Genomic DNA, 26,041 nt, shown 5'->3' on the forward strand with positions numbered 1-26,041 from the left:
AGGGGACCTGAGCAGCAGCGGAAATCTGATTGCTGGCTCTTACTTCCAATCGGCCAGCGGTGCATTAACAGGAGTGGATGCGGCGAACTACTCCTTCTCTGGTTTTACAACAGAAACGCCCAACTATGAGATCGAAAGGCTCGATCTGACCGTCTCAGGGTTCACCGTTAATAATAAAGTCTACGACGGCACGACTCAGGCGAAGATCAACACAGCCTCCGCTGCCTACAATGGCCTTATAACCGGGGACAGTGTCGCCGCCAGCGGTGGTTCGGGCCTCTTCTCTGACCCCAATGTGGGCCTTGCCAAGCCTGTTGCCGTTTCCGGCTTGGTGATCAGTGGTACCGATGCCGAGAATTACAACTTTGACAGTCCCACAACCACCCTCAGCGCCGACATCGCCATCCGCCCCCTTGCCACCTGGCGTGCAAGCACGGCGGGCAATTGGAGCGATGCGGCCAACTGGGATGCCCTCCCCAGCGCCGCCAACGTTGCCGTCGTGGCGATCCCCGTCGGCACCGGAGCGGTCACCTACGACGCCGCCGCCGGCAGCACCAACCTGCAGAACCTATTCAACGATCAGAGCCTCAATCTCACCGGTGGCTCCCTGGCGGTGAGCGGTACAACCAGCGTGGGCACTGGCGCAACCTTGAGCCTCAATGGCGGCAGCTTCTCTACTTCTTCCCTGGTCAACCAAGGGCTGGTGAACGGCAGTGGGCCGCTCGTGCTCAACGGCACCTATAGCGAGAACGGCGGCAGCCTCGGCAGCGGCTTCTCCAGTGTCGCCATCACCCAGACCAGCGGCGATCTCAGCCTCAAGGGTGTGGGGGCCACGGGCCCGGTGAACCTCTTCAGCGTCGCTGGAGGCCTCAACATCATCGGTGCTGTGAGCTCAGCCGGTGGGCCCATCAGCCTCAGCTCCAGCGGCGCCATTCAGCTCACCACAGGTTCATCGCTCACCAGTCCCGGCGCTCTGATCTCCGTGACCAGCGGTGGCCCACTGAGCCTCCTCGGCGCCCGCGTCGATGCCAGCGGCGGCAATGTTGGTGGCAGGGTGCAACTTGATGGCAGCAGCATCAACCTCTCCAACGCCTTGTTGGACAGCTCTGGTGCGAGCGATGGCGGTTCGATTCAGATCGGCCTCAAGGCCCTGCCTAGCAGCGTCACCATCAGCAACTCCAGCTTGATCGCCGATCCTCCAGCCATCGGCGGCTCGATCAGCATCGACGCGGCCAGGATCCCCATCAATGGCTCCACCTTCAACGTGATCGGGCTCAGTGGTGGCTCGATCCTGTTGGGCTCAAGGAATACCGCCAGCCTCAGCCTCGATGCCTTCACCTCCCTGACAGGTGGCGGCGGGGCCACATTCAACCTCTTCGGTGATTCCATCCTCAACAACGCCCGCATCACTGGGGGCAAATTGTTCGAGAATGGGGTAGCCGTGGGCAACACCGTACCTCCGGTCGTTGTGGTACCTCCGGTCGTTGTGGTACCTCCGGGCACGACCCGCCCCACCATTCTCCCCCTCGTCTCCTTTCTCCCCCCGATCGTCTCCTTCCTGCAAACGATCGATCCGATTCAGCCCAGCCTTTTCGACACCTCCGTTGACTACACCGCACCGGGCTTGCCCCTGTTCACCCAATCGGAGCAACTGGATTCTGATCAGCTTTCGATCACGCTCACGGAATCCGCCTTCCTCTACGCCGATGTCTTCGAGAGTGGAGACCCATCAACCAGTGCTGTCTGGGAATGGTCCGAATCACCCTTATTCAACGATCTCGGCGAGGATTTGCCTTTTAGCGTCGCCCTCACCGAAGATGTCGGGCTGGATCGCTTGCTGACCTCGCCCCAGCAGCTCTACCCCTCCCAGGCCTTCGCAGGCAGCTGGCCTGAAGGGTCGTTGTTCAGCCTGTCGTTCAATGGTCTGGGGTTGTTCGATCCGGCTGTGCAGCAACTCACCCCCCTGCAGGTGCAGGAACAGTTCACCGCTTCCGAGAAACGGGCAATGGATGTAACCGCGGCGAAACTGGGGCTCGATCCCACCAACGACCAAGAGGTACCCACCCCTTCCCAATTGCAGAGGAGCTTGCGGGAGGTGATCAAAGCCGTGCGCGCGCGGATCCGAGGCGGTCAACCATGAGCCGGCCATCACGCTATGGGCGGAGCCGTTGTCTGGCGGCCTCGCTGCCGCTCCTGCTGGGGCTCGTCGTAGCTCCCCCAGTTGCCTATGCGGTGCCGCAAAACCCCTCCCAGCCGGTATCGGTCCGAGCTGCCAACGGCGCCTCGCCCTTCGATCCGGCCCTCTACAACCCTGCGATTCTGCGCATCGGCTTCAGCGAAGCCAAGGGGAAAACAGCCAATCCCCAGGCGGATGCTTTCCTCGATCTCACCTTGGTGCCGGCCGATGGGGAGGTGCAGGGCTCCCGCAGTGAGGTGTCGCTCAAGCGCTTCACCGAGCTGCTGCGAAAGCTCTACGGCCAGTCGGCGAGTCAATCGCAACTCGATGTAAGCGATCCCGGCTCACCGGCTCGGCAGCTTCATTCCATTCTCTTCCAGCCGGTAGTCGAGCAGATCGAAAAACAGAGGATCACCACCCTGCTGATCTCCGCCGATGCGGGCCTGCAGGCGGTGCCTTTCGCGGCCCTCCATGATGGCCAGAGTTACCTGGGAGAGCGCTACGGCCTCGGCCTCACGCCGGCCCTTGGGCTCACCAGGCTGGAGGTGCTGCCCGAGAAGGCCAAACCACAACTACTGGCGGTAGGTGCCTCCGAGTTCGTAGGCCTGAACCCTCTGCCGCTGGTGCCCCAGGAGCTTAATCAGGTGGGCAAGGGCGAAGCGACCCAGCTCTTCCTCAACAGGAGCTTCACTCCCCAGGTATTACTCGAAAAGGCGGGTGATCCGCTCATCGATCGGGTTCATGTGGCCACCCACGCCGAATTCCTGCCGGGGGGGCCAGCGGCTGCTCGGCTTTACTCCGGGATCGGACCAATGTCCCTGGACCAGCTGGCCGAGCTGCGCCAGCGCCGTGGGGAGACCCAGCTGGATTTGTTCAGCCTCAGTGCCTGCCGCACCGCCCTCGGTGATGCGGACAGTGAACTGGGCTTCGCGGGGTTGGCACTTCAGGCCGCTTCCCGCAGCGCGATCGGCAGCCTCTGGTACGTCGACGATGTGGCCACATCAGCGCTGTTTGTGCAGTTCTACCGCTTCCTGGATCGGGGCATTCCCAAGGCGGAGGCCCTTCAATACACCCGCCGGGCCATGGCGAGCGGCACGATGCGGCTCGTGGGCGATCAGGTGATCGGATCCGGTGGCGATGTTCTCCTCTCCGGCCTGACCACGGCCCAGCAGCGACGCATTGACGGTGGCCTAGAGAACCCGTTTTTCTGGGCGGGCATCGTATTACTCGGCACTCCTTGGTGAGTGTCGATTCGGGAGGTTCCCCCCAGGCTGGGGAATGGCAGTCTCAGTGAGCTCTCATGACCCATACAGCATTCTCACGCATCCCGCTCCCGCTGCACCTGAATCTTGACCAAATCCCGCCAGCTCATCGGCAGTGATGCCGGCACCACGGCTCACGTCTTCACTGCAGGTAGGTGGTTTGCCGCAGGCTGCCTTCCAGGTGGGCCATCAGCCGCTGGGCATCGCGGATCGGCAGGTCGCCCCGGTCGATGGCCGCCTCGCTGGCCACCCGCAGGCGCTCAAGCAACTGATCGGGGTTGTGTTCCATCGCTTCGAGCACCTCGGCATTGGTGTTGCCCTTCACCACATGATCAACCCGGTAGCGGCCGTTGGCCCCCAGACGGATATGGACCGCATTGGTGCTGCCGAAGAGGTTGTGCAGGTTGCCCATCACCTCCTGGTAGGCGCCGCCGAGGAACAGGCCGATCCAGTAGGGCTCTCCCTCTCGCAGCTCATGCAGCTCCAGCAGGGGCTTGGCCTGGCCGGGGCCGATGAAGCGGGCCAGCTTGCCGTCGGAATCGCAGGTGAGATCAGCAAAGCTGCCCAGACGGCTGGGGCGCTCATCGAGCCGGTGGATGGGCATCACCGGAAAGAGCTGATCGATCGCCCAGGTGTCGGGAGCGGAGCGGAAGATCGAGAGGTTGGCGTAGTAGGTGCCCGCCAGGGCGGCCTGCAGCGCCTTGAGGTCGTCGGGAATGGGGGTGGGGGCGCTCCAGCTCTGCAGCTGGGCGGCGATGGCCTGGCAGCAGGCCCAGTAGAGCTGCTCGGCCGCTCCCCGCTCGGTGAGGCTGAGGTAGCCCAGCCGGAAGGCGGAGAGGGCGTCCTGCTTGAACTTGATGGCGTCGTTCCAGCTCTCCTGCAGGTGATCGACGCGGCCCGGGCTGTCGAGGGCCGTGGCCTGGATCGCCGCCAGGGTGTCGCGCAGGTTGCGCACGATCAGCGGCTCCTCCGCCTGGATCGCCGGCTCCTTGCCCTGCACCCCACCGGTGCCGAGCACATCAAAGACCAGCACGCTGAAGTGGCTGGCGATCGCCCGACCGCTCTCGCTCACCAGGGTGGGCAGCGGCACCGAGCGGGGCTCGCAGCATTCCCGCACCGTGGCCACCACGTCGTTGGCGTAGTTCTGCAGGGAGTAGTTGGTGGAGGCGGCGCTGGCGGTGCGGCTGCCGTCGTAGTCGATGCCGAGGCCGCCGCCCACATCGAGAAAGCCCATCGGCGCCCCCAGTTCGGCCAGCTGCACATAGATCTGGCCCGCCTCCTGCAGGGCGTCCTTGAGCACGGCGATGTCGTTGATCTGGCTGCCCACATGGAAGTGCAGCAGGCGCAGTTCGCTGAGCAGATCGGCCTGGCGCAGGGCCTCCACCGTGGCCAGTAGATCCGGCACCGACAGCCCGAACTTGGCGCGCTCCCCCACCGAGCTGCCCCAGCGGCCGCTGCTGCGGCTCGAAAGCTTGGCCCGCACACCGATCAGCGGCGCCGCCCCCAGCTCGCGGCTGGCGCTGATGATCCGCCCCACCTCATCGGGTTGCTCGATCACCACCACCGGCTGGCGGCCCAGCCGGCGGGCCAGGATCGCCGTTTCGATGTAGCGCTGGTCCTTGTAGCCGTTGCAGATCAGCAGGGCTTCGGGATCGTCCACCAAGGAGAGGGCGATCAGCAGCTCGGCTTTGCTGCCGGCCTCCAGTCCGAAATGCCACTGGCGGCCGCTCTCCACCAGCTGCTCCACCACGTGGCGCTGCTGGTTGCACTTCACCGGGAACACGCCCTGATAGCGGCCGGCGTAGTCGTACTGGGCGATGGCCCGCTCAAAGGCGGCATGGAGCCGCTCCAGCCGGTCTTCGAGGATGTCGTCGAAGCGGATCAGCAACGGCAGGCTCAGATCCCGCCCCTGCAGGCCCTGCACCAGCTCCACCAGATCCAGGCAGCCGCCGCGCTCCCCCCGCGGCTGCACCATCACGTGGCCGCGGGCGTTCAGTGTGAAATAGGGATCTCCCCAGCCGTCGAGGCCGTAGAGCCGGCTGCTGTCGGCCACGCTCCAGCCATCGCCTGCCGGCTCAGGGGCCTTTGAGCCTCGGGCCGGGTCGGCGCCCAGGGCCGTGGGATCGGCAAGAACCATGGCGAAGCGGTGGAATCCCGAAGCGAGGCGACACCAGGGAATCTAGGGAGGGTGTCCGCCGTGGCTTGCCAAGCGGCAGGCCCAGCGCAGACGATGGTTTTCATCCGCAGTCCTTCCGTCCATGGCCGTTGAACGCACTTTCCTCGCCATCAAGCCCGATGGGGTGCAGCGGGGGCTGGTGGGGGAGATCCTCGGCCGCTTCGAGCGCAAGGGCTTCAAACTGGTGGGTCTCAAGCAGCTGGTGCCCAGCCGTGAGCTGGCCCAGAGCCATTACGGCGTCCACAGCGAGCGCCCCTTCTTCGCCGGCCTCGTCGACTTCATCACCAGCGGCCCGGTGGTGGCGATGGTCTGGGAAGGCGAGGGGGTGATCGCCAGTGCCCGCAAGCTGATCGGCGCCACCAAGCCCCTGGAGGCCGAGCCCGGCACGATCCGCGGCGATCTGGCGGTGAACATCGGCCGCAACGTGATCCATGGCTCCGATGCGCCCGAAACCGCCGTCTTCGAGATCGGTCTCTGGTTCGAGCCCTCCGAACTGAGCGAGTGGACCCCCGCCGACCAGGTGTGGCGCGTGGAGCCCTGAGTCTCCCGCGGGGCCATGTCACTGACATGCCATGGCCCCCGACCCCTCCTGCTGTCGCCACTGCTGTCGCCACTGCTGGCGCCATTGACGACGCGCCGAGCCCTGCCGGCCCTGCCCTGGCGCTTCAGGCTCTGACGGTGGCTGTGGTGATGGCCCAGCCCTGGGTGAGCGGCCGGTGAAGGGCCTGGGGGCAATTCCGATCTACACCCTGGCCGTCACGGACGGCGAGCTGAAAGGGTCGGCCTGAGGGGTCCCGAAGCGGTCCCAGCGGAAGGCGGCCAGCAGCCGCTCCAGCTCAGGCTCCAGCGGCTCCTGCAGCAGCAGCAGATCCGCCGTGACAGCCGCCAGCAGCACGCCATTGCGGTAGTGGCCGGTGGCCAGGGTCAGCCCCTCGATCGGTGATGGGCCCAGCAGGGGCGCTTCGTCGGGAGTGCCGGGCCGGAAGCCCCACCAGCGCTCCATCGGCGGCCAGTGGGCCGCCTCCGGCAGCAGCGCCGCCAGACCGTCCTGCAGCTGCCGCTGCCCCTGGGGCGTCAGTCCGGCGCTGAAGCCCGCCTCCGGCTCGCTGGTGGCCCCCACCACCAGCAGCCCGTCGTCGCGGGGCACCAGGTAGGTGCCGGGGCCGAACAGCACCCGCCGCAGGGCCTGGCGCGGCCCCTGCAGCGAGAGCATCTGTCCCTTGATCGGTCGCACCGGCAGCTGGGGCAGCAGCTGGGCGCTCCAGGCACCGCAGGTCAGCACGGCCTCGCCGCAGGGCAGCACCGCATCGCTGCCCTCGATCCGCCGCCGCCGCACCCCCTCCAGCCGCCCGCCGCACACCAGCAGCTCGCTCACCTCGCTGCCCTCTTCGAAGACCACCCCCAGAGCCACGCAGGCCCGCTCCAGGGCGCGCATCAGCCGGCGGCGGTTGTCGATCTGGCCGTCCTGGCGGAACAGCAGGCCGGCGCGCCAGCGGGGCCCCAGCCCTGGCACCTGCCGCTCCAGGGCTGGACGATCCAGGGGCTCTCCGAAGTGGGCGGTGGGGTAGGCGTCGCGTTCAGCTGCGCTGCTGAAGGGCACCACGATGCCGCAGGGCCTGAGGCCGGCGGCAAGGCCGCTGTCGGCCTCAATTTCCGCCACCCAGGTGGGAATGCGCTCCAGGCTGCGCTGGCCCAGCGCCAGCAGGGGGCCCGCCAGCCCCTCGGCGTGGGGGGCGAGCATGCCGGCCGCCACGAAGCCGGCCGCCTCGCTGCGGCTGCGGCTGAGCACGTGCACGCTGCGGCCGCGGCGGGCCAGCTGGTGGGCGATGGTCAGCCCGATCAGGCCGCCCCCCAGGACCACCACGACTCCATCCATGCCACGGGGTGCCATGGCCTCAAGGTATCCAAGCGCCAGAGGTGTGGCGATGGCCCTGCCCCAGCGGTGGCTGTCCTCCGCATGGGCCCGCTGCATAGGATCAGCCCAAGACAGGAGTCAGGGATGGGTGCGGCGATGGCAGAAGGGTGCTGGGAGGCCGTGATCGGCCTGGAAACCCATGTGCAGCTGGGCACTGCCAGCAAGATCTTCACGGCCGCCTCCACCAACTACGGCGACGACCCCAACACCCACATCGATCCGGTGGTGCTGGGGCTGCCCGGCACCCTGCCGGTGCTGAATGAAAAGGTGCTCGAATACGCGGTAAAGGCAGCCCTCGCCCTCAACCTACAGGTGGCGGAGCACAGCAAGTTCGACCGCAAGCAGTATTTCTACCCCGATCTGCCCAAGAACTATCAGATCTCCCAGTTCGATCAGCCGATCGCCGAGAACGGTTGGATTGAAGTGGAGGTGGCCGAGAAGGGCAAGGACACCTACCTCAAGACGATCGGCATTGAGCGGCTGCACATGGAAGAAGATGCCGGCAAGCTCGTTCATGCCGGCAGCGATCGCCTGGCGGGCAGCACCCACTCGCTGGTGGATTACAACCGTGCCGGCGTGGCCCTGGCTGAAATCGTCAGCAAGCCGGATCTGCGCACGGGCCGGGAGGCGGCGGAGTACGCCTCGGAGATCCGCCGGATCATGCGTTATCTGGGTGTGAGCGACGGCAATATGCAGGAGGGATCGCTGCGTTGCGATGTGAACATCTCGGTGCGGCGCGGGCCGGATGAACCGTTCGGCGTGAAGGTGGAGATCAAGAACATGAACTCCTTCTCGGCGATCCAGAAGGCCTGTGACCATGAGATCGCCCGTCAGATCAAGGCGATCGAAGCCGGTGAGCTGATCCGGCAGGAAACACGCCTCTGGGATGAGAGCAAGCAGCTCACCAAGAGCATGCGCAGCAAGGAGGGAAGCAGCGACTATCGCTACTTCCCCGAGCCCGATCTGGGCCCGATTGAGGTGAGCTCCCAGCGGCGGGAGGGCTGGCGCGCGGAACTCCCCGAGCTGCCGGCGGCCAAGCGCCACCGTTACGCCGATGATCTGGGCCTCTCGATCTACGACGCCCGGGTGCTCACCGATGAGCGCGCCATGGCCGAGTACTTCGAAGCCGCCGTGGCCGCCGGAGCCGAAGCCAAGGGGGTCGCCAACTGGGTCACCGGTGACATCGCCGCCCATCTCAATGCGGGCAAGCTCTCGATCACCGAGCTGCCCCTCCAACCCGCCCAGCTGGCGGAGCTGGTGCAGCTCATCGACAACGGCACCATCAGCGGCAAGATCGCCAAGGACCTGCTGCCGGAGCTGTTGGAGCAGGGCGGTTCCGCCAGGGCGATCGTGGCCGAGCGGGGCCTGGGCATGATCAGCGACCCCGCCGCCATCACCGAAGTGGTGCAGGAGCTGCTGGCGGCCCATCCGGCCGAAGTGGAGGCCTTCCGCGGCGGCAAGACCAAACTCCAGGGCTTCTTTGTGGGGCAGCTGATGAAGCGCACCGGCGGCCGGGCTGACCCGAAGCTGGCCAACCGCATCCTCAGCGAGCTGCTCAAGGGCTGAGGTTGGAGTGGGGACTCCAGGGCCAGCCGCTGGTCATCGGCCCGGCGGTGCCTGCTGGGGCGCGCCCGGTTTGTTGACGACTCGGAGCCGCTCATCCACATGGCTGATCTGTTCTTTGAGCCGCTGGGTCTGGCGCGGCGGCCCTCCTCAGAGGCCTGCTCATCGATCAGCCATTGACGCAGCTGACGGCAGCAGCGACTTCAGGCCACGATCAGGAGTTGGGGCGCCCGTGGCCCACCTGCCTGCGGCGATCCGAAATCAGGATCCATGCAGGCCCACGCTCGATGATTCAGCCTAAGAAGGTCGCTCTGGCTCGTCAGGCGCACCTCGCCGCAACGCTGACAACAGCTGCTGGTCCAGGGCTTCGGCCGCGCCGCTGTTCTCAATCACCAGATCGGCCAGTGGGCGTTTGCGCTCCAGGGGCCACTGGGCCGCCACACGGTCGCGGGCCTCGGCCTCGCTCAGCCGGTCGCGGGCCATCAGCCGTTGCAGCCGCTGGTCCTCCCTGCAGTCCACCAGCCAGACCTCGCTGCACAGTTCCTCCAGCCCCGCTTCGAACAGCAGGGGGATCATCAGCACCACCGCCGGGGCCGCGGCCAGTGCAGCCAGGTCGGCGGCGAAGCGGGCCCGCACCAGCGGATGGATCAGGGCCTCCAGCCAGCCCCGCTCGGTCGCATCGCTGAAGACGATCCGCCCGAGGGCGGCGCGATCGATGCCCCCCGAGCCCGCGCGCACCCGGGGGCCGTAGCGCGCCAGCACGGCCTGCTCTCCAGCGCTGTCGGCGGCGAGGGCCTCCCGGGCGTAGCGGTCGGCATCCAGCACGGGCAGGCCATGGCGCCCCGCCAGCAGCTCCGCCACGCGGCTCTTGCCCGTGGCGATGCCGCCGGTGAGGCCGATGCGACGTTGGTGGGGGGGGATCAAGGCTGGGCTCCTCGGCGGCGGGCCTGGCTGCCGGCTCCGATCCTGCCCGCCAGACCGGCGGCTCGGCAGGATGCATTCAGCTGGCTCCCTCCCGTGACCCTTGCGGCCCTCTGGCATCCGATCCCCGGTGGTCTCACCGCCCCGGCCGGTTTTCTGGCGGCGGGGATCACCGCCGGGCTCAAGGCGTCCGGCAATCCCGATCTCTCGTTGCTGCTGGCTCCGGCAGGCGCCGTCTGCGCCGGCAGTTTCACCACCAATCGCGTGCGGGCCGCCTGCGTGGATCTCTGCGCCGAGCGCCTGGCGGCCAGTGGCGGCCGGGCCCGGGCGGTGCTCACCAATTCCGGCCAGGCCAATGCCTGCACCGGCGACCGCGGCCTGATCGACAGTCTGCGGGCCACCCAGGCCAGCGCCGATCTCCTGGGGCTGGCGGCCGAGGAGGTGCTGATCTGCTCCACCGGTGTGATCGGCGTACCGATCCCGATGCAGATCCTGCTGGCCGGGCTCAATCCGCTGGTGGCGGCCCTCAGCCCCGAGGGGGGCGCCGCTGCCGCCACCGCCATCCTCACCACCGACCTCACCGACAAGCAGGTGGCCCTCGAAGCCGATCTGGGTGGTCGCCGCGTCCGTCTGGGGGGCATGGCCAAGGGCTCCGGGATGATCCACCCGACCATGGCCACGATGCTCGGCTACCTCAGCTGCGATGCCGGCGTGCCGGCCGAGATCTGGCAGGCGATGGTGCAGCGGGCGGTGGATCGCTCCTTCAATGCGATCACGGTCGACGGCGACACCAGCACCAACGACACGCTCCTGGCCTTTGCAGCCGGCGAACCCCTGAGCCCGGAGCACTACGACGCGCTGGAGGCCGGCCTGACGGCGGTGTCGCAGCACCTGGCCAGAGCGATCGCCCGCGACGGCGAGGGGGCCACCTGCCTGATCGCCGTGCAGGTGGAGGGAGCCAGCGATGGGGCCGGCGCCCGGGCGATCGCTCGCACCATCTGCAGCTCCTCACTGGTGAAGTGCGCCGTCCATGGCCGCGACCCCAACTGGGGCCGGATCGTGGCGGCGGCGGGCCGCGCCGGTGTGGCCTTCGCCCCTGAAGCGGTGGCGCTCTGGCTGGGGGAGCACCAGCTGATGGCGGCGGGCCAGCCCCTGGCCTTCGATCGCCCGGCCGCTTCGCGCTACATGGCCGAGCGCGCCGCCGGCGCCTATCTCAACCTCGATCCGCTGCTGGGCGACACCGTGGCCATCCGTCTGGTGGTGGGCGACGGCCCTGGAGTGGGCCTGGCCTGGGGCTGCGATCTCTCGGATCAATACGTGCGCATCAACGCCGACTACACCACCTGAACGCTGGCGGCTACGGGCAGGATGGGATCCCATCCACCACCTGCCCCCCATGTCCGAGGCCGGAGCCCGGCGCCGATCCCGTCGATCCAGCCCCGAGGCGGCGGCGGCGCCCCAACCCCCCAAGCACTGGCCCCGCTGGTTGCTGCCCCTGGTGGCGGGCCTCGCTTTCGGTTCGGGCTACGGCCTCACCGACCGCCTGCTGGCGCTGCAGGCCGGCGGGCCGGTGAAGCTGGATCAGACGTTTGATGTCAAACCGTTTCCCGGCACCACGCTCGAGAGCCTGCGCCTGCGCTACGGCGCCGATCGCCAGGAGCTGCGCGCTGATCTGGAGCGGATCGAGGCGGAACGAGAGCAGAAGGAGACAGCGGCGAAGGCCAAGCGCGAGGCGGCCGAAAGGACCAGGCAACAGCAGGAGGCCAGCGCCCCTGAGGCCGAAGCCGCCGTCGAGGCTCCGCCCTTGGACCCCCTGCCGGAGCCCGAGGCGCCCTCTCCGCCGCTGCCCTCACCGCCACCGCCTCCCGAGCGCCAGCCCTGATCTGCCACAGTTTGGCCAGAGCAGACGGTCCCATCGATGCATGCCCCCCAATCGCTGCTGCAGGCTGCGTTGAATCGGCTCAGTGCCCGCCTCGGCAGCGGCTTCGCTGATTCGGCGGCCAGCCTGGCCGTACTGGCCCAGGAGGCGCCCGAGCGGCTCAGGCGCGAGCTGGAGCTGTTCTGGAGCGAAGTGGAACAGGAGGCCCAGCGGCTCGAAACCGAATCCACCGCTGGTGGCTCGAACACCAGCACCGGCGCTGCAGCGGCCACCGCCACGGCCTGGGCTGCAGCCGCTCCCCAGGATCAGATCGATGATCTGCGCGCCCGGGTGGCGTCGATCTCCCGCCAACTTGAGGACCAGGCCTGATGGGCGCCTGGCGCCAACGCTGGCGGGGCTTCGCCCGCTCACTGCGCATCTGGTGGACTGTGCTGCGCCTGCTGGGCGGTCTCTGGTGGGATGGCAAGGAGTGGACCTATCCCGGCGGGCCCACGCAGGAGCGGCGGGAGGCCCGGCAGCAGCGGCGGGCCCACTGGCTCACCCAGGAGCTGCTGGGCCTGGGTTCGGCCTTCATCAAGCTGGGCCAGCTGCTCTCCGCTCGCCCCGACGTGCTGCCGGCGGGCTACGTCGAGGAGCTCTCCCACCTGCAGGATCAGGTGCCCTCCTTCCCCTTCACGGTGGTGCAGGCCCTGCTGGAGGAGGAGCTGGGCGGGCGCTGCGCTGAGATCGTCGACCTCGAAGAGCGGCCCCTGGGCTCCGCCAGCCTCGCCCAGGTGCATCGGGCCAGCCTGCGCAGTGGCCGCCAGGTGGTGTTCAAGATCCAGCGCCCCGGCCTGGAGCGCCTGTTCCGCCTCGATCTGGAGGTGATGCAGCAGGTGGCGGCGGTGCTGCAGCGCCACCCCCGCTGGGGGGAGGGCCGCGACTGGGTGTCGATTGCCCAGGAATGCCGCCGCGTGCTGCTGCGGGAACTGGATTTCCGCCTGGAGGCCGAACATGCGGCCCGCTTCCGTCAGCAGTTCCTCGACGATGCCGGCATCCGCATCCCCTCGGTGATCTGGGAGCTCAGCACCCGCCGGGTGCTCTGCCTCGATTTTCTGCCGGGCATCAAGATCACCGATCGCACCGCCCTGGTGGCGGCGGGCATCGACCCGGCGGCGGTGGCGGAGAAGGGGGCCGCCAGTTACCTGCAGCAGCTGGTGCGCTTCGGCTTCTTCCATGCCGATCCCCACCCCGGCAACCTGGCGGTGGCCGCCGATGGCGCCCTCATTTACTACGACTTCGGGATGATGGGCCAGCTCTCGCCGCGGCTGCGCAGCCGGCTGGGGCGGATGGTGCGGGCCGCGGCGGCCCGTGATGCCGCCGGCCTGGTGGAGGAGCTGCAGGGGGCGGGGGTGATCGCCAGGGAGGTGGACCCCGGTCCGGTGCGGCGGCTGGTGCGGGTGATGCTCACCGAAGCGCTCACACCCCCCTTCTCCACCAACGTGATCGAGAAGCTCTCCGGCGACCTCTACGACCTGGTCTATGGCCAGCCCTTTCGCCTGCCTGCCGAGCTGATCTTCGTGATGCGGGCCCTCTCCACCTTCGAGGGGGTGGGCCGCAGCCTCGATCCCGGCTTTAGCCTGATGGCCATTGCCCGCCCTTACCTCCTACCCCTGATGACCGCGAGCGGGAACGGCCCCAACGACTTCCTCGGTGAACTGAGCCGCCAGGCCGCTGAGGTGGGCAGCCGCGCCCTGGGGCTGCCGCGCCGGTTGGAGGACAGCCTGGTGCGCATCGAGCAGGGCGACCTGCAGGTGCAGATCCGCGCGGGTGAAACCGATCGGCTGTTGCGCCGTCTGGCCCTGGCCCAGCAGAGCACCAGCCTGGCGATCGTGCTGGGCGCTTTCGCCGTGGCTGCCGCGGTGCTGGGGGCCGGCAGCCAGCCGGCTCTGGCGGCGATCCCGCTGGTGGCCGGGCTGCCGGTGGGTCTGAGCTGGATCAAGCTCCAGGGGCGTCAGCGGCGGGATGCGCGCCTGGAGAAATTGCCGGGAGCCGGCGGCTGAGCCCCCGGCCGGGCTGAGTTCAGCCGTTGGGCTTCAGTTGCAGCCCTGCACGGAGATGCGGTAGCTGAAGCCCAGGGCTCCAGGCTGGCTGGAGGAGCCGATCCGGAAGTTCATCAGGCTGGTGCGCTTGCCCGGCACCGAGGCAAAGGGCCCCCACATCCGGCCGGTGCCCTGGGGGGGCGTCAGCGTTTCGTTGAACAGCCGCAGGCTGCTGCCGTCGGTGAAGCGCATGAATCCCTGCACCGGATAGCTGGCCTCGTCGGTGGAGGTGGCGGTGAAGAAGAAGCGGTAGCTGCTGAAGGGCTGGTCCACGATGAAATCGGTGTTCCAGTTGTTGCGACCCAGCAGGCGACCCCGCCCGATCCGCTTGCTCACCACCGGCTCGGAGCCGCCGATGGGCATCAGGAAGGTGCAGTTGGCGGCGGGCTGCTGGGTCAGAGCCGGTGCAGCGGCCAGTACGCCGATCGTCAGGGCCGCCAGGGTGCGTCCCAGACGCGCTGGGGTGGAAGCGATCATCAAGTGGCCCAAGCAATGTGGCGAGGATGGCAGATCTCCTCGCCCCCAGCCAGAGCGGGGTGATCAGCCCTTGCCCTGGGGTCCCCGTCCCTCGGCGCCGGCATAGAGCGCCTGGTCGCCCAGTTCGTCTTCGATGCGCAGCAGCCGGTTGTACTTGGCTACCCGCTCGCTGCGGCTGAGGGAGCCCGTCTTGATCTGGCCGGCGCGGGTGGCCACCGCCAGGTCGGCGATGGTGGTGTCCTCGGTTTCGCCGCTACGGTGGCTGATGACGCTGGTGTAGCCGGCGCGGCCGGCCAGGTCGATCGCCTGCAGGGTTTCGGTGAGGGAGCCGATCTGGTTCACCTTGATCAGGATCGAGTTGGCGATGCCGGCGTCGATCCCCCGCTGCAGGCGGCTGGTGTTGGTCACGAACAGGTCGTCGCCCACGAGCTGGAGCCGGCTGCCCATGCGCTGGGTCATCAGCGCCCAGCCCTCCCAGTCGTCTTCGGCGAGGCCATCCTCGATCGAGACGATCGGATAGCGGCTCACCAGCGCATCGAGCTGATCCACCATCTCGGCCGAGCTGTAGCTGCCGCCGCCGAAGGCATAGCGGCCATCGGCATAGAACTCGGTGCTGGCCACATCGAGGGCCAGGGAAATCTCCTCGCCGGGCTTGTAGCCGGCCTTCTCGATCGCCGCCACCAGCAGGGCGCCTGCTGCATCGTTGCTCTCCAGGTTGGGGGCAAAGCCACCCTCATCGCCCACGGCGGTGGAGAGGCCCTGGGCGCTGAGCAGGCCCTTGAGGGTGTGGAACACCTCGGTGCCCATGCGCAGGGCCTCACGGAAGCTGGGGGCGCCGTGGGGCACCAGCATGAATTCCTGAAAATCCAGGTTGTTGGCGGCGTGGGCTCCGCCGTTGATCACGTTCATCAGCGGCACCGGCAGCAGGGTGGCCATCGGCCCGCCCAGGTAGCGGTAGAGGGGAAGACCCACCCCCTCGGCGGCGGCCCGCGCCACCGCCAGGCTCACGGCCAGCACCGCATTGGCCCCCAGGGCCGATTTGTTGTCGCTGCCATCGAGTTCGATCATGGCGGTGTCCACCGCCACCTGCTCGATGGCGCTGAGACCGCAGAGCACCGGCGCGATCTTCTCCTCGATGTTGGCCACCGCCTGGAGCACGCCCTTGCCGGCGTAGCGGCTGCCGCCATCGCGCAACTCATGGGCCTCATGGGCACCGGTGCTGGCGCCGCTGGGCACGATGGCGTGGCCCTGGGCGCCGCCCTCCAGCCGCACTTCCGCTTCCACCGTGGGGGTGCCGCGGGAGTCGAGAACCTCCCGAGCCACGATGGAATCGATCACGAGGTCGAGGGAGTCGAACACGGAAACTGCAGGCGGTCAGGGCTTGCGGGGATCCTATGGGTCGCCCCGGGGCGCTCTGATGTGACCGTCGGTACCGACAGACCTGCTGCTCGACACGGGCCTGTCGCCAGAATCAGCTCCAGCTGCTTCGCCGGACTCCATGCGCCTGCTTCACACCATGCTCCGGGTGGGCGATCTGGAGCGCTCCCTGGCCTTCTACTCCGAGGTGCTGGGCATGCGCCTGCTGCGCCGCAAGGACTACCCCGCCGGCCGCTTCACCCTGGCGTTCGTGGGCTACGGCGACGAAAGCGACACCGCCGTGCTGGAGCTCACCCACAACTGGGACACCACGGCCTACGACATCGGCACCGGTTATGGCCACATTGCCCTTGGTGTCGACGACATTGCGGCCACCTGTGACGCCATTTCCGGCAAGGGCGGGCGGGTGGTACGGCCGCCCGGACCGATGAAGCACGGCAGCACCGTGATCGCCTTCGTGGAAGATCCCGACGGCTACAAGGTGGAGCTGATTCAGTTGTCCACGAGGCCCGATGCAGCTGCCTGATCCCGCCACGACCGGCAGCCTCACCAGCGAGCCTGACCGCTTCAGTGAGGCCGCCTGGGATCTGCTGCTGGCCTCCCAGGACCAGGCCCGCCGCTGGCGCCATGGCCAGATGGATGTGGAGCACCTGCTGCAGACCCTGCTGCAGGATGCGCGCTTCGCAACCTGGGTGGATCCCCTTCCCATCGATCCAGAGCGGCTGCTCGATCGCCTGGAGGGCTTCTGCGCCGAGCAGCCCTCCTCGCCCGGCGACGACCTCTACATCGGCGATGCCCTCGAAGACCTGCTGGAGGAGGCCGACCGCCGCCGCTCCAGCTGGGGCTCGCGCCTGCTTGACATCCCCCATCTGCTGCTGGCCCTGCTCGATGAACCTCGCCTGGGAGCTGCGCTGTTGGCGGAGGAGGGGCTGAGCGAGCCGGAGTTGCTGCGCCAGCTGCGGCCCGCTCCCGCCTCCGGCCCTGCAGGCATCAGCTCGGTCCCAGCGGTGGGGGGCGGCCGCCCTCGCCGTTTCGAAGCGCCTCCGGCCCCAGCCGACGACTGGATTGACAGCCCTTCCCGGGAGCCCGCCGCGCCGCCACCGCTGCCTGGCCCCGCCGCCGCTGCAGTCGCCCCCGTCCCCCGCCGCCCCCGGCCGGTGGTCCAGGCCTCGGCCCCCAGCCCGGCCGTGGAAACACCAGCCCCAGGCGCTGATCTGGAGTTGACCCTGGACGCCGAGCCCAGCGCCCTGGAGCAGTACGGCCGCGACCTCACCGGCGCCGCCCGCTCCGGCCTGCTCGATCCGGTGATCGGCCGCGACACCGAGATCCGCCGCCTGATCCAGGTGCTCTCCCGTCGCGGCAAGAACAATCCGGTGCTGATCGGTGAGCCGGGCGTCGGCAAGACCGCCATCGCCGAGCGGCTGGCCCAGCGCATCGCCAGCGGTGAAGTGCCCGATTCCCTCAAAGGTCTGCGCCTGATCGCCCTCGACCTCGGGGCCCTGATCGCCGGCGCCAAGTTCCGCGGTCAGTTCGAGGAACGCCTGCGCAGCGTGCTGGCGGAGGTGAAGGAGCCCGAGCAGGGCCGTGGCGCCGGCGCCAGCGATGGCGGCGTGGTGCTGTTCATCGACGAGCTGCACACGGTGGTCAGCACCGACCGCTCCAGCGCCGATGCCGGCAGCATCCTCAAGCCGGCCCTGGCCCGGGGTGAACTGCGCTGCATCGGAGCCACCACCCCGGAGGACTACCGCCGCACGGTGGAGAAGGACCCCGCCCTCAATCGCCGCTTTCAGCAGGTGGTGATCCGTGAACCCAGCAAGGAGGTGAGCCTCGAGATCCTGCGGGGCCTCAAGGAGCGCTATGAGCTCCACCACGGCGTCACCATCACCGATGGAGCTCTGCAGGCGGCGGTGCGGCTGGCCGAGCGCTACATCGCCGACCGCTGCCTGCCCGACAAGGCTATTGACCTGATCGATGAGGCCGCCGCCCAGCTGCGCATGGAGGTGACCTCCAAGCCCCAGGTGGTGGAGGCCGCCGAACTGGAGCTGCGCCGGATCGAGCTGGCCCTGCTCAGTGCTGAGGGCGCCCCCCAGGAGGAGCGGGTGGCGCTGCAGGAGCAGCGGCGCACCGCCCTGGAGCACCTGCAGGACCTGCAGCGGCGCTGGCAGGCCGAGCGTGATCAGCTGGCGGAGCTGCGGGAGCTGCTGCAGCAGGACGACGAGCTGCGGCTGGCGATCGCCGAGGCCGAGCGGGATGGTGAGTTCGAGGAGGCGGCCCGCCTGCAGGTGGATCAGCTGCAGCTGGTGCAGCAACGCCGCGCCGACCTGGAGGAGGAACTCCTCGACGACCAGCGCGGCGGTCTCTCGCTGCTGCGGGAGCAGGTGGAGGAGGGCGACATCGCCGATGTGGTGGCCCGCTGGACCGGCATTCCGATCCAGCGGCTGCTGGCGGGGGAGCGTCAGAAGCTGCTGGAGCTGGAGCTGCGCCTGGCGGAGCGGGTGATCGGCCAGCCCGAGGCGGTGACGGCGGTGGCCGCCTCGATCCGCCGGGCCCGGGCCGGCATGCAGGATCCGCGCCGGCCCGTGGGCTCCTTCCTCTTCCTCGGCCCCACCGGCGTGGGCAAGACCGAACTGGCCAAGGCCCTGGCCGCCGCCCTCTTCGATGAGGAGGACGCCCTGGTGCGGCTCGACATGAGCGAATTCATGGAGCGCAACGCCGTGGCCCGGCTGGTGGGTGCGCCCCCCGGCTACGTGGGCTACGAGGAGGGCGGCCAGCTCACCGAGGCCGTGCGCCGCCGCCCCTATGCGGTGCTGCTGCTCGATGAGGTGGAGAAGGCCCACCCGGAGGTGTTCAACCTGCTGCTGCAGGTGCTTGACGACGGCCGCCTGACCGATTCCCAGGGCCGCACTGTCGATTTCCGCCACACCGTGGTGGTGATGACCAGCAACCTGGCCAGCCGGGCCATCCTCGAAAGTGCCCGCAGCGGCGATGAATCCGGCCTGGAGGCGGCGGTGGAGCACGCCCTCTCCGCCCAGTTCCGGCCGGAATTCCTCAACCGCATCGATGAGGTGATCCGCTTCCGGCCCCTGGCGCCCAGCGACCTGCAACGCATCGTGCGCCTGCAGGTGGCGGAGCTGGCGGCGCTGCTGCTGGAGCAGCGGCTGGAGCTGGAGATCGATGAAGAGGTGGTGAGCCGTCTGGCGGAGCTGGGTTACGAGCCGGAATTCGGGGCCCGGCCCCTGCGCCGGGTGCTGCGCCGCCGCATCGAGAATCCCCTGGCCACCGAGCTGCTGGAGGATCACTTCCGCTCAGCCCGCGGTGTGCGCGTGAGCCTCGGCGATCCCGCCGGCCCGGGGGGCGCTGAGGCTCTGCGCTTCCTGCCCCTGGAGTAACCGCCGCAAGGGTGTCCGTTAAGGTGTTTGTTTGCCGGTACGCCTTGCCGTCCGGTGCGCTCGCGCCCTTGGATTCTCCCAGCCGCACCACCACTCCCAACGACATCCCCGAGCAGGAGGGTCTCAAGCCTGCCGGGAAAACTGGTGTCGGTGGGTTTTTCTCCTCCACCCTGGAGGAACTGCGCAAGGTGGTCTGGCCCAGCCGTCAGCAGCTCTTCAGTGAGTCGGTGGCAGTGATTTTGATGGTGAGCCTCTCGGCCGCCACCATCGCGGCAGTCGATCGCTTCTACAGCTGGGCGTCGTCGCAGGTCTTCCCCTGAGGCGGCGGCTCCTTGGCCCTCTCCGTCCCGTTCGTTCTGAGCACCCACTCCCCCGTCCCCGTGTCCGAAGCCGATCTCGTCACCGCCGCCAGCCTCGACGGCGCCCCTGAGGACGCCGCCACCGCGGACGTGCTCGCCCTCGATGCGCCCCCCGCCGAACATGAGGGCAAGGCGATGGTGGCCCGCTGGTATGCGGTGCAGGTGGCCTCCAGCTGTGAGAAGAAGGTGAAGGCCACCCTCGAGCAGCGCGCCATCACCCTCGGCGTCGACAGCCGCATCCTTGAGATCGAGATTCCCCAGACTCCGGCGGTGAAGCTCAAGAAAGACGGCAGCCGCCAGGCTGCCGAAGAAAAGGTCTTCCCCGGCTACGTGCTCGTGCGGATGATGCTCGATGAAGACACGATGATGGCGGTGCGGAGCACCCCGAATGTGATCAACTTCGTGGGCCAGGAGGAGCTCCGCTCCACCGGCCGGGCCCGCGGCCACATCAAGCCCAGGCCCCTGAGCCGCCAGGAGGTCGACCGGATCTTCAAGCGCGCCGCCGAGAAGAAGCCCGTCGTCAAGGTCGATCTGGCCGAAGGCGATCAGATCCTGGTCACCGCCGGTCCCTTCAAGGACTTCCAGGGTGAGGTGATCGAGGTCTCGGGCGAGCGCAGCAAGCTCAAGGCCCTGCTGTCGATCTTCGGCCGGGAAACCCCGGTGGAACTTGAGTTCGCCCAGATCAGCAAGCAAAGCTGATCGCCACGGGGCCGCCTCCCTGCGGAGGGTGGCCCAACCTGGCGGCACCGTTCCGGCGCCGCCGCCCAACGCCTCGACCCAAGGGTCAGGCGATCCGCAGCGCTTCCCTCCGTAGACCAGCCGATGGCCAAAAAAGTCGTTGCCGTAATCAAGCTGGCGCTCAATGCCGGCAAAGCCAACCCCGCACCGCCGGTGGGCCCAGCCCTCGGCCAGCACGGGGTCAACATCATGGCGTTCTGCAAGGAGTACAACGCCCGCACCCAGGAGAAGGCCGGCTATGTGATTCCGGTGGAGATCTCGGTCTTCGAAGACCGCAGCTTCACCTTCATCACCAAGACCCCGCCGGCTTCGGTGCTGATCACCAAGGCCGCTGGAATCGACAAGGGTGCCGCCACTTCGGCCAAGGGCAGTGTGGGCGCCATCAGCCGTGCCCAGCTCCAGGAGATCGCCAGCACCAAGCTGCCCGACCTCAACTGCTCCAGCCTCGATTCGGCCATGCGCATCATCGAAGGCACCGCCCGCAACATGGGCGTCGCCATCAGCGACTGATGGCCCAGGAGCCCAGCTCCGCCATCTCCGCTTCAACCACCACCTCACCCCATCCGGGGGAGACAGTCGCCGCCGGCCCCGGGCCCAGCCCCAACCACCGATCGTCTGTCGCCTGAACCCCGCTGAAACCCATGCCCAGACAATCCAAGCGCTTCACCGCCCTGCTCGAGACTGTCGAGGAGCGCGAGTACACGCCGCTCGACGCCCTCGCGCTGGTGAAGGCCAACGCCAACGCCAAGTTCGATGAAACGATCGAGGCCCATGCCCGCCTCGGCATCGATCCCAAGTACACCGACCAGCAGCTGCGCACCACCGTGGCCCTGCCCAAGGGCACCGGCCAGGCCATTCGCATCGCCGTCATCGCCCGGGGCGAGAAGGTGGCTGAAGCCAAAGCGGCTGGCGCCGACCTTGCCGGTGACGACGAGCTGGTGGAAGCCATCTCCGGCGGTCAGATGGACTTCGACCTGCTGATCGCCACACCGGACATGATGCCGAAGGTGGCCAAGCTGGGCCGCGTGCTCGGTCCCCGTGGTCTGATGCCGAACCCGAAGGCCGGCACCGTGGCCACCGACCTGGCGGCGGCCATCAACGAATTCAAGGCGGGCAAGCTGGAATTCCGCGCCGATCGCACCGGCATCGTGCATGTGCGCTTCGGTAAGGCCAGCTTCTCGATCGACGATCTGCTCGAGAACCTCAAGGCTCTGCAGGAAACCATCGATCGCCAGAAGCCCAGCGGCGCCAAGGGCCGTTACTGGCGCAGTCTCTACCTCACCTCCACCATGGGCCCGTCGGTGGCTGTTGATGTCACGGCTCTGCAGGACATCAAGCTGGACGGTTGATTCAGCATGGTTGGATGATCCAGCGGCCTGCCATGTAAGCTGATGGACCGGGCACGCGCCCGGCCCAAGACAGCAGGTCAGTGCTGTGGCTTGAGGGTCTCCGCTTCGGTGGAGGCTCCAGCAGCCACAGTTCCGTAAACCCTGCCGAGGTGCACGCGACTTTTTTCCGGTTCGGATTTTCCGGGCGGATCACCGTTCAGCGGCCTCGGGGCTTCCCACCGGTTCACACCGGCTCAGGAAGCAGTGGCCGCGTCCCGGCTTGTTCCCCCAACTCCGTACCAAACCCATGGGCCGCACGCTGGAGAGCAAGCAACAGATCATCGAAGAGCTCAAGGGGCTCCTCGGTGAGGCCGAAATGGCGCTGGTCCTTGATTACAAGGGCCTGTCCATCAAGGAGATGTCTGATCTGCGGACCCGTCTGCAGGCCAACAGCGGCATTTGCAAGGTGACCAAGAACACCTTGATGCGCCGTGCCATTGATGGAAACAGCGCCTGGTCGGAACTCGATTCCCTGCTCACCGGCACCAACGCCTTCGTCCTGATCAAGGGCGATGTCGGTGGCGCCGTCAAGGCCGTTCAGTCCTTCCAGAAGGACACCAAGAAGTCGGAAGTCAAAGGAGGCCTTTACGAAGGCAAGCTCCTTTCCCAGAACGACATCAAGGCCATTGCCGAGCTGCCCTCCAAGGAGGTGCTCATCGCCCAGATCGCTGGTGCGATCAATGCGGTGGCCACCAAGCTGGCTGTTGGCATCAACGAAGTTCCCTCCGGTCTCGCCCGGGCCCTCCAGCAGCACGCCGACAGCGGCGACGCCAGCTGAGCCCAGCGAAATCCACCGGCTCTGCCGGTTCAATTTTTCACAGATCTCTGTTGCTGAATCTCAACCATGACCACCAAAACTGACGACATTCTTGAGTCACTGAAGACCCTTTCGCTGCTGGAAGCTTCCGAGCTCGTCAAGCAGATCGAAGAGGCCTTCGGCGTGTCCGCCGCCGCTTCCGCCGGCGTGATGATGGCCGCGGCTCCCGCCGCTGCCGCCGAGGCCGTTGAAGAGCAGACCGAGTTCGATGTGATCCTCGACGGCTTCGACGCCGCCGCCAAGATCAAGGTGCTCAAGGCCGTCCGCGAGGCCACCGGCCTCGGCCTGGGCGAAGCCAAGGCCCTCGTCGAGGCGGCCCCCAAGGCCGTCAAGGAAGGCATCACCAAGAACGAAGCCGAAGCGCTCAAGAAGTCGATCGAAGAAGTCGGCGGCAAAGTCACCATCAAGTGATGGCGCCCGGCGGAGGCTCTGGCCTCCGCCAGCTTCTCGCCTGGAACCAGTGTTCAGCGCAGCCGGCCTCTCGGGGCCGGCTTTTTTGATGGCCGGGAACGGTCCCCCAGTCGGTTGCCGGTGGTTGGCACGACCTCGGGCTGACGGCTGACGGCCAAAAAAAAAGCCCGCCGAAGGCAGGCTTTTGAGGTGGAACGATGCCGGGAGTCTGTCCTCGTTTCGACCCCGGGAGAGCGTTCTGCACTCCTCACACAAGCCAAGAGTACGGGCTGAATCTCAGGGGTGCCAGTGGCCAGGGCCGCTGCGTCGACTGTCACTCCCTGAAGGGGATCACCTGCAGGGCGATTGGACCGCTGGGCAGCTCGCCGCCCCTGGCCACGCCCCCCAGGGCGCGTCCCAGGCTGCCCGGCGCGCTGTTGCTGTCGGTCGTGGCCTGGTCGTTGCCACCACCGGCCTGGGCGATCAGCTGCTCCAGGGGCGTGCTGGCGGCGAAATAGATGTGGTTGAGGGTCTGCTGGCCGAAGACGCGGCGGTTCAGCTGCCAGTCGCTCTCGAGCTTGATCGGCACGAACCCCTCAGGGTCACGCCGGCTCACCTGGCCCCGGCCCAGCAGCAGCAGGGTGGTGTCCGACGGGGTCATGGCCTGCAGCTGGAGCTCGTTGCCCACCTGGCTGAGGCGAAGGCGGTAGCGGCTGGCCAGGTCCTGGCCGGCCACCCGAATCGAATAGGCGTTGCTGCCGGCGTAGCTGGTGCAGATCCCCTTCGAGGCGAAGCGATTCATGGAGGCGTCCACCAGGCCATCGGGCCGGGCCTGCCAGCAGGGCTGGCCATTGGCCGCCTGCTCGATCAGCACCAGCGACCAGTCGGCGAAGCCCACCGGCTTGGCCAGCACCGCAAACCGCGACGCCTCCACCGGCTGGCTGTCGAACACCGCGGCGGCCTCCGCCAGAGGTGGTGTGACGGCCTGGAGCGTGGTGAGCGCCAGGCCGGCCCCTGCAAGGGCCAGGTAGGTTCGCTGCATGGTGGATTTCACGCGTCCCAACATCATCACCACGGTCAACGGCACCACTGTCTACCGAACAATGGCAGGGTTGCCCAGTGGCTGCTGAGCGGCCGAGGGTCATTGCGGCCGCCTGTGATGGCGCCTGCCGTGGTAACCCCGGCCCTGGAGGCTGGGGTGGTCTGCTGCGTTTCGAGGACGGCAGCGTGCGTGAGCTGGGGGGTGCAGCCGCCGCCACCACCAACAACCGCATGGAGCTCACCGCCGCCCTGGCCCTGATGGAGGAACTGAAGACGTTGCCGCTTCACCCCGATCTGCGCCTGCGCACCGACAGCCGCTATCTGATCGATGGCTTCACCAAGTGGATGGCGGGTTGGAAGCGCAAGGGCTGGCGCACCGCCTCCGGTGGACCCGTGCTCAACCGCGACCTCTGGGAGGAGCTGGACCGGGCGCGGCTGCCGGGCCTGAGCCTGGCCCATGTCAAAGGGCACAGCGGCGATCCCGACAACGACCGCTGTGATGCCATCGCCGTGGCCTACTCCCGCGGCGGCGTCCCCGAGCTGGCCCAGCCTCGGAGTGCTGGTTCTGAAGCTGTTCGCTCTGAGGAGGATGGTGGCGGGCTCGATCAGCCGGCCCCTGCGGCCCTCGGCGAGCTGCTCACTCGCCTGGAGGTGGCCGATCGCCTCGCCAGTGGCGGCTACGCCCTCACGGCCGTCGAGCTGGCCCGCCTGGTGGAGCAGCCCCTGGCCCGACTGCAGGAGCGAGAGGGCCCCTGGATCTGGCGGGACTGGCGGGTGAGTCCGGCCCGTGAGGGCCGCTGGCGACTGGAGCGCACCGAGCCCGCCCTGCAGGAGTCCCCATGATTCTGGAGCGATCCGAGCCGGCCTCCTCAGGCGCCAGTGGTGGCACCACCAGTACAGGTGCCCTCTACCGCCGCTGGGTGGGACCGCTGCTGGCCAGCGATGAGGGGGCCGATGCCGAGCAGCTCAGCAGCCTCACCCTCGCCGCCCTGGCCCAGGCCTCCCTGCGCCGCGACTGGCCCCTGGTGTCCGGCAGCCTGGCGGGCCTCGGCGCCGAGTTGCAACGGCGGGACCATCGCCTTGAGCAGACCCTGTTCGGCTGCCGCTTCGCCAATCCGCTGGGTCTGGCCGCCGGCTTCGACAAGAACGCCGTGGCGGCGGGGATCTGGCACCTGTTCGGGTTCGGCTTTGCTGAGCTGGGCACGATCACCTGGCACCCGCAGCCGGGCAATCCGCGGCCGCGGCTGTTTCGTCTGGCGAAGGAGCGGGCCGCGCTCAACCGCATGGGTTTCAACAACGACGGCGCCCAGGGCGTGAAGCGCAACCTGGAGCGCCAGCGCCTGCCCCTGCCGGGCCAGCGGCCTGCGGTGCTGGGCCTGAATCTCGGCAAGTCGAAGATCACCTCCCTGGAGCTGGCCCCCGACGACTACGCCTCTTCCCTGGAGCTGCTCTCGCCCCTGGCCGACTATGTGGTGATCAATGTCAGTTCACCCAACACCCCCGGCCTGCGCGACCTGCAGGACGCCGTGCAGCTGCGCCGACTGGTGGAGCGCCTGCGGCGCCTCTCGGCCTGCCCGCCCCTGCTGGTCAAGATCGCCCCCGACCTTGAAGACGACGCCATCGACACGATTGCCCGCCTGGCCTATGAGGAGGGCCTCGCCGGCGTGATCGCGGTCAACACCAGCGTCAACCGTCTGGGGCTGGAGAATCGCCGTCTGCCCCAGACCGGCCGGACCCTGGCCGAAGAGGCCGGTGGCCTCAGCGGCGCCCCCCTGCGGAGCCGCGCCCTGGAGGTGATCCGGCGCCTGCGCGCCACCGCCGGCCCGGCCCTGCCGCTGATCGGCGTGGGCGGGATCGATTCCCCCGAGGCCGCCTGGGAGCGGATCACGGCCGGGGCCTCACTGATTCAGCTCTACACCGGTTGGATCTACCAGGGTCCCGGTCTGGTGCCGGCGATCCTCGAGGGCCTCGGCGATCAGCTCGATCGCCATGGCTGCAGCCACCTCAGCGAGGTGGTGGGCAGTGGCCTGCCCTGGCGCTGAGGGCTGAAGGAACGGCCCAGGGTCGATACGCTTCCTAAGGATCTCAGAGC

24 protein-coding genes are annotated in these 26,041 nt (G+C 68.1%); 18 read left to right on the forward strand and 6 right to left on the reverse strand.

Going from position 1 to position 26,041, the window contains the following annotated elements; translation table 11 throughout:
* On the forward strand, nt 1-2,140 hold a 2,140-nt coding region (locus KQ304_RS08060), incomplete at its 5' end, for a YDG domain-containing protein (RefSeq protein WP_259736591.1).
* Nucleotides 2,137-3,420, forward strand: coding sequence for a CHAT domain-containing protein (locus KQ304_RS08065; RefSeq protein WP_259736592.1), 1,284 nt, complete (start codon nt 2,137-2,139; stop codon nt 3,418-3,420). The genes KQ304_RS08060 and KQ304_RS08065, both read left to right, overlap by 4 nt.
* 160 nt (nt 3,421-3,580) lie before the next feature.
* Here KQ304_RS08065 and speA read toward each other — a convergent pair whose 3' ends face one another.
* Nucleotides 3,581-5,575 carry a biosynthetic arginine decarboxylase gene (gene speA, locus KQ304_RS08070; RefSeq protein WP_259736593.1) on the reverse strand — a complete coding sequence of 665 codons (1,995 nt, stop codon included), beginning with the start codon at nt 5,573-5,575 and terminating at the stop codon, nt 3,581-3,583.
* 121 nt (nt 5,576-5,696) lie between these two features.
* Here speA and ndk point away from each other — a divergent pair, with 121 nt between their 5' ends.
* Nucleotides 5,697-6,155, forward strand: coding sequence for a nucleoside-diphosphate kinase (gene ndk, locus KQ304_RS08075; RefSeq protein WP_255109750.1), 459 nt, complete (start codon nt 5,697-5,699; stop codon nt 6,153-6,155).
* Between the two features lie 201 nt (nt 6,156-6,356).
* Here the strand turns inward: ndk and thiO are convergent, their stop codons facing one another.
* Entirely contained in the window at nt 6,357-7,490 is a 1,134-nt protein-coding gene (gene thiO, locus KQ304_RS08080) for a glycine oxidase ThiO (protein ID WP_259736642.1), read from the reverse strand.
* A 135-nt stretch (nt 7,491-7,625) separates the two neighbouring features.
* On the opposite strand from thiO, the gene gatB reads away from it, so the two are divergent.
* Nucleotides 7,626-9,095, forward strand: coding sequence for an Asp-tRNA(Asn)/Glu-tRNA(Gln) amidotransferase subunit GatB (gene gatB, locus KQ304_RS08085; RefSeq protein WP_259736594.1), 1,470 nt, complete (start codon nt 7,626-7,628; stop codon nt 9,093-9,095).
* 294 nt (nt 9,096-9,389) lie between these two features.
* On the opposite strand, the gene coaE is transcribed toward gatB, so the two are convergent.
* The gene (coaE, locus tag KQ304_RS08090) at nt 9,390-10,016 is read right to left on the reverse strand and encodes a dephospho-CoA kinase (RefSeq protein ID WP_259736595.1); all 627 of its coding nucleotides are present in this window, start codon (nt 10,014-10,016) and stop codon (nt 9,390-9,392) included.
* A gap of 93 nt (nt 10,017-10,109) precedes the next feature.
* Here coaE and argJ point away from each other — a divergent pair, with 93 nt between their 5' ends.
* From argJ to KQ304_RS08110, 4 genes are read left to right on the forward strand one after another with little or no spacing between them, the layout of a single operon-like run.
* Nucleotides 10,110-11,360, forward strand: coding sequence for a bifunctional glutamate N-acetyltransferase/amino-acid acetyltransferase ArgJ (argJ, locus tag KQ304_RS08095; protein ID WP_259736596.1), 1,251 nt, complete (start codon nt 10,110-10,112; stop codon nt 11,358-11,360).
* Nucleotides 11,361-11,409: 49 nt separating this feature from the next.
* Nucleotides 11,410-11,895: a hypothetical protein gene (locus KQ304_RS08100; RefSeq protein WP_259736597.1), complete on the forward strand. Its 486-nt coding sequence runs from the start codon at nt 11,410-11,412 to the stop codon at nt 11,893-11,895.
* Nucleotides 11,896-11,931: 36 nt separating this feature from the next.
* On the forward strand, nt 11,932-12,261 hold the full coding sequence (locus KQ304_RS08105) for a hypothetical protein (protein ID WP_259736598.1): 330 nt from the start codon (nt 11,932-11,934) through the stop codon (nt 12,259-12,261).
* Nucleotides 12,261-13,934, forward strand: coding sequence for an AarF/ABC1/UbiB kinase family protein (locus KQ304_RS08110; RefSeq protein ID WP_259736599.1), 1,674 nt, complete (start codon nt 12,261-12,263; stop codon nt 13,932-13,934). The genes KQ304_RS08105 and KQ304_RS08110 overlap by 1 nt, the downstream gene beginning before the upstream one ends.
* 33 nt (nt 13,935-13,967) lie before the next feature.
* On the opposite strand, the gene KQ304_RS08115 is transcribed toward KQ304_RS08110, so the two are convergent.
* The gene (locus tag KQ304_RS08115) at nt 13,968-14,450 is read right to left on the reverse strand and encodes a hypothetical protein (RefSeq protein WP_259736600.1); all 483 of its coding nucleotides are present in this window, start codon (nt 14,448-14,450) and stop codon (nt 13,968-13,970) included.
* Nucleotides 14,451-14,513: 63 nt separating this feature from the next.
* Nucleotides 14,514-15,809, reverse strand: coding sequence for a phosphopyruvate hydratase (gene eno / locus KQ304_RS08120; RefSeq protein ID WP_259736601.1), 1,296 nt, complete (start codon nt 15,807-15,809; stop codon nt 14,514-14,516).
* Nucleotides 15,810-15,948: 139 nt separating this feature from the next.
* On the opposite strand from eno, the gene gloA reads away from it, so the two are divergent.
* From gloA to rplL, 8 genes are all read left to right on the forward strand, one after another.
* Nucleotides 15,949-16,353, forward strand: coding sequence for a lactoylglutathione lyase (gloA, locus tag KQ304_RS08125; RefSeq protein ID WP_259736602.1), 405 nt, complete (start codon nt 15,949-15,951; stop codon nt 16,351-16,353).
* Complete coding sequence (locus KQ304_RS08130) at nt 16,340-19,216, forward strand: ATP-dependent Clp protease ATP-binding subunit (protein ID WP_259736603.1); 2,877 nt, start codon at nt 16,340-16,342, stop codon at nt 19,214-19,216. The genes gloA and KQ304_RS08130 overlap by 14 nt, the downstream gene beginning before the upstream one ends.
* Nucleotides 19,217-19,320: 104 nt before the next feature.
* On the forward strand, nt 19,321-19,536 hold the full coding sequence (gene secE / locus KQ304_RS08135) for a preprotein translocase subunit SecE (RefSeq protein WP_259736643.1): 216 nt from the start codon (nt 19,321-19,323) through the stop codon (nt 19,534-19,536).
* A gap of 60 nt (nt 19,537-19,596) precedes the next feature.
* Entirely contained in the window at nt 19,597-20,274 is a 678-nt protein-coding gene (nusG, locus tag KQ304_RS08140; protein WP_399228864.1) for a transcription termination/antitermination protein NusG, read from the forward strand.
* 123 nt (nt 20,275-20,397) lie between these two features.
* Nucleotides 20,398-20,823 carry a 50S ribosomal protein L11 gene (rplK, locus tag KQ304_RS08145; RefSeq protein WP_259736604.1) on the forward strand — a complete coding sequence of 142 codons (426 nt, stop codon included), beginning with the start codon at nt 20,398-20,400 and terminating at the stop codon, nt 20,821-20,823.
* A 131-nt stretch (nt 20,824-20,954) separates the two neighbouring features.
* Nucleotides 20,955-21,662, forward strand: coding sequence for a 50S ribosomal protein L1 (gene rplA, locus KQ304_RS08150; protein WP_259736605.1), 708 nt, complete (start codon nt 20,955-20,957; stop codon nt 21,660-21,662).
* A gap of 286 nt (nt 21,663-21,948) precedes the next feature.
* Entirely contained in the window at nt 21,949-22,479 is a 531-nt protein-coding gene (gene rplJ / locus KQ304_RS08155) for a 50S ribosomal protein L10 (RefSeq protein WP_259736606.1), read from the forward strand.
* 66 nt (nt 22,480-22,545) lie between these two features.
* Nucleotides 22,546-22,929, forward strand: a complete 384-nt coding sequence (rplL, locus tag KQ304_RS08160; protein ID WP_259736607.1) for a 50S ribosomal protein L7/L12 — start codon at nt 22,546-22,548, stop codon at nt 22,927-22,929.
* A 313-nt stretch (nt 22,930-23,242) separates the two neighbouring features.
* Here the strand turns inward: rplL and KQ304_RS08165 are convergent, their stop codons facing one another.
* On the reverse strand, nt 23,243-23,950 hold the full coding sequence (locus KQ304_RS08165) for a DUF3747 domain-containing protein (protein ID WP_259736608.1): 708 nt from the start codon (nt 23,948-23,950) through the stop codon (nt 23,243-23,245).
* A gap of 77 nt (nt 23,951-24,027) precedes the next feature.
* Between KQ304_RS08165 and KQ304_RS08170 the strand changes: the two genes are divergently transcribed.
* Nucleotides 24,028-24,792, forward strand: a complete 765-nt coding sequence (locus KQ304_RS08170) for a ribonuclease H (RefSeq protein ID WP_259736609.1) — start codon at nt 24,028-24,030, stop codon at nt 24,790-24,792.
* The gene (locus tag KQ304_RS08175; protein WP_259736610.1) at nt 24,789-25,991 is read left to right on the forward strand and encodes a quinone-dependent dihydroorotate dehydrogenase; all 1,203 of its coding nucleotides are present in this window, start codon (nt 24,789-24,791) and stop codon (nt 25,989-25,991) included. Before KQ304_RS08170 ends, KQ304_RS08175 begins: the two co-directional genes overlap by 4 nt.
* The last annotated feature ends 50 nt before the right edge of the window (nt 25,992-26,041 follow it).

The sequence above is a fragment of the Synechococcus sp. CS-1329 genome (genome assembly GCF_025128055.1).
Taxonomy (GTDB): Bacteria; Cyanobacteriota; Cyanobacteriia; order PCC-6307; family Cyanobiaceae; genus Regnicoccus_A.